This is a genomic window from Sphaerotilus sp. (genome assembly GCF_041083715.1).
In the GTDB taxonomy this organism is placed as follows: Bacteria; Pseudomonadota; Gammaproteobacteria; order Burkholderiales; family Burkholderiaceae_C; genus Sphaerotilus.
Map to the genome: position 1 here is coordinate 1 of NZ_JBFPGY010000101.1, position 3454 is coordinate 3454.

Genomic DNA, 3454 nt, shown 5'->3' on the forward strand with positions numbered 1-3454 from the left:
AAGGAGTCGCCATCATGGCAGGTACGTTCGAACTCAAGGCCGCTGGCCAGGACCAGTTCCGCTTCTCGCTCAAGGCGGGCAATCACCAGACCATCCTCACCAGCCAGTCCTACGCCAGCAAGGCGTCGGCGCTGAATGGCATCGAATCCGTGCGCACCAACAGCCAGCTGGAAGCACGCTTCGACCGGCGCACCTCCAAGGCCGGCGAGCCGTACTTCGTGCTCCTGGCCGGCAATGGCCAGATCATCGGTCAGAGCGAGATGTATTCGTCGGCGGCCGCGATGGAAAACGGCATCCAGTCGGTCACGCGCAATGGTGCCGACGCTGTGCTCAAGGATCTGACGGTCGAGGCCTGACGGGGCCGTACCGCTACAATCGCCGCTTCCCGTCATCGGGGAGTAGCCGCCCTGCCGCCTGGCAGGGGCCGATGTCAACACACTGGACCCTCATGGTCCTGGCATCGGCAGCATCGAAGCCGTGCCCTCGGACGCGCTTCGGGTCTGGCCAGACTGATGACCATGCCTCCACCGGTCGGGCCGGCTGGAGACGTGGTCATGCCCTGTCTGTATCGCCGGCCCTGGAGCAGTTTCAATGGAACCCTTTCTCATCTCCACTGGCGTCGTCGCCCTCGGCGAAATCGGTGACAAGACCCAGTTGCTGGCCCTGCTGCTGGCGGCGCGCTTTCGCCGACCGGTGCCGATCATCCTCGGCATCTTCGTGGCGACCGTGTGCAACCATGCGCTGGCCGGTGTGGTCGGCGAGACGGTCGCGCGCTTTCTTGGGCCGGATCTGCTGCGCTGGGTCATCGGCGTGTCCTTTCTCGCGATGGCCGCGTGGATGCTGGTGCCCGATGAGATCGATGATGCCGAAGGCAGCACGCAGCGGTTCGGGGTCTTCGGCACCACCGTGATTGCCTTCTTCCTCGCCGAGATGGGCGACAAGACCCAGATCGCCACCGTGGCGCTGGCTGCGCGCTACAGCGACTTGTTCCAGGTCGTCGCCGGGACCACCTTCGGCATGATGCTGGCGAATGTGCCTGCGGTGCTGCTGGGAGACCGGGCCGCCCGCGCGATCCCGATGCGGCTGGTCCACGCCATTGCGGCGGGCATCTTCGCGGTGCTGGGCGTGCTGACCTTGTTCAATGTCGGGCGCCTGTTCTGACCTGACCTGGTCTGACGGAAATCCGATCTCTGACGCGGAGCGGTGACGGATAGCCGGTCCCGGGCAGGCCCGCTCTGTCCGGACACCTTTTCAAATCAAGCACTTGGGTCCGACAGGCTGCCGGACTGCGGAATGTGCACGCTGGCACGACCTGTGCAACTGACCGGGCATGGCTGTCCTTGCTGACCTGATTCGCCCGCGATGGATCCACCTTGCACGGTTCGTGCAGGTGGCGCTGGTGGCCTGCGCTGGGCTGATGGGCCGTGCTGTGCTGGCGCAAGAGGCCGATACGCTGCGCAAGATCGCCGAGACCGGCACGATCAACCTCGGGCACCGCGAGTCGTCGGTGCCGTTCTCCTACTACGACCAACGCAAGCAGGTGGTGGGGTATTCGCACGAGCTGATGCTGCGGCTGCTCGACACCATCAAGGCCGAACTGAAGCTGCCCGCGCTGACCATCAAGCTGATCCCGGTCACGGCACAGAACCGGATCCCGCTCGTGCGCAACGGGACGGTCGACCTGGAATGCGGCTCGACCACCCACAACACCGAGCGTGCGCGCCAGGTGGCGTTTTCCACCACCTTCTTCATTGCCGGTACGCGGTTGATGACGCACCGTGGCTCCGGCATCCAGGACTTCCCCGATCTGGCCGGCAAGTCCGTCGTCGTCACCGCAGGCACTACTTCCGAGCGGCTGCTGCGCACCTATACCGAACGCAACGGTCTGCGCATGACCATCCTGCCGGCGCGCGACCACGGCGAGTCCTTCCTGGTGCTGGAGTCCGGCAAGGCCGACGCCTTCATGATGGACGACGCGCTGCTATATGGCGAACGCGCCAAGGCCGTGCGCCCGGACGACTGGATGGTGGTAGGAACCCCCATGTCGACCGAGGCCTATGCCTGCATGATGCGGCGCGGCGATCCGGCGTTCAAGGCGGTGGTCGACCGTGGCCTGAGCGAGCTGATGCGCTCGGGCGAGGCGCTGAAGATCTACAACCGGTGGTTCCAGGGGCCGATCCCGCCCAAGGGACTCAACCTGAACTGGCCTCCGTCTCCGGCGCTGCTGGAGCTGTACAAGAAACCCAATGATCGGCCGCTGGGCTGATGCGTGTGTCGGCCCTGGCGGGCTGGTTCATCCCTGACTGCATATCGCACTGCACTATTGAAGAAGGAACTCCCATGAAGAAATCGCTGCTGGTTATCGCCGCCCTGCTGGCTCTGGGCACCGCCCAGGCCGACACACTCAAGAAGATCAAGGACAGCGGCACGATCACGCTGGGCGTGCGCGAATCGTCGGGCGCGCTGTCGTACACGCTGGGTGATGGCAAGTACGTCGGCTTCCACACCGAAATGGCCGAACACATCAGCGCCGACCTGCGCAAGAAGCTGGGCCTGTCCGCGCTGGCGATCAAATACCAGCCGGTCACCTCGCAGAACCGCATTCCGCTGATCGAGAACGGCACCGTGGACCTGGAGTGCGGCTCCACCACCAACAATGCAGCGCGCCAGAAGCAGGTGGCGTTTGCCGTGACGACCTATGTCGAGGAAGTCCGCATCGCCGTCAAGGCCAACTCGGGCATCACCGGCATCGCGCAGCTCAACGGCCGCAACGTGGCCACCACCACCGGCACCACCTCGGTGCAGCTGCTGCGCAAGCACGAGAAGGCCACGGGCATGGACTTCAAGGAACTCTTCGGCAAGGACCACGCCGACAGCTTCCTGCTGCTCGAATCGGGCCGCGCCGACGCGTTCGTGATGGACGGCCAGATCCTGGCCGGCAGCATCGCCAAGTCGAAGAATCCGGCCGACTACAAGATCGTCGGCGAAGTGCTCAACGTCGAGCCGATCGCCTGCATGCTGGCCAAGGACGACGCGCCCTTCAAGGCCGCGGTGGACGACAGCATCAAGGCCATGATGAAGAGCGGCGAGCTGGCCAAGCTGTATGACAAGTGGTTCCTGCAGCCGATCCCGCCTGCGAACACCCGCGTCGGCCTGCCGCTGAGCGAAGCCACCAAGGCGGCCTGGGTGAACCCCAACGACAAGCCGGCCGAGGATTACGCGAAGAAGTGATGCCCCCGGCACGTTGACACCACCACGAGGAGAACCCCTTGGCGAATTGGGACTGGCAGGTCTTCTGCAAGAACACGGTCGATGGCGAGGTCGTGCCGCGCTGCTTCGGCGACCACGGCGACATCACCTACCTCGACTGGCTGTTGTCGGCCTGGGGCTGGACGGCCTCGGTGTCGGCGCTGGCGCTGATCGTGGCGCTGGTGTTCGGGGTGCTCATGGGCAT

General features: G+C 64.9%; 4 protein-coding genes, 1 pseudogene and 1 riboswitch. All 5 genes and pseudogenes read left to right on the forward strand.

The window, feature by feature from the left end; genetic code table 11:
* The first annotated feature begins 14 nt into the window (after positions 1–14).
* The gene (locus AB3X43_RS04975; protein WP_369428767.1) at positions 15–356 is read left to right on the forward strand and encodes a YegP family protein; all 342 of its coding nucleotides are present in this window, start codon (positions 15–17) and stop codon (positions 354–356) included.
* A 25-nt stretch (positions 357–381) separates the two neighbouring features.
* Positions 382–518, forward strand: a riboswitch (yybP-ykoY riboswitch).
* A 73-nt stretch (positions 519–591) separates the two neighbouring features.
* Entirely contained in the window at positions 592–1161 is a 570-nt protein-coding gene (locus AB3X43_RS04980) for a TMEM165/GDT1 family protein (RefSeq protein WP_369428768.1), read from the forward strand.
* Positions 1162–1417: 256 nt separating this feature from the next.
* Complete coding sequence (locus AB3X43_RS04985; RefSeq protein ID WP_369428770.1) at positions 1418–2266, forward strand: transporter substrate-binding domain-containing protein; 849 nt, start codon at positions 1418–1420, stop codon at positions 2264–2266.
* Between the two features lie 74 nt (positions 2267–2340).
* Positions 2341–3231: an amino acid ABC transporter substrate-binding protein gene (locus AB3X43_RS04990; protein WP_369428769.1), complete on the forward strand. Its 891-nt coding sequence runs from the start codon at positions 2341–2343 to the stop codon at positions 3229–3231.
* 38 nt (positions 3232–3269) lie between these two features.
* Positions 3270–3454: pseudogene (locus tag AB3X43_RS04995) on the forward strand (amino acid ABC transporter permease); the annotation flags it as partial.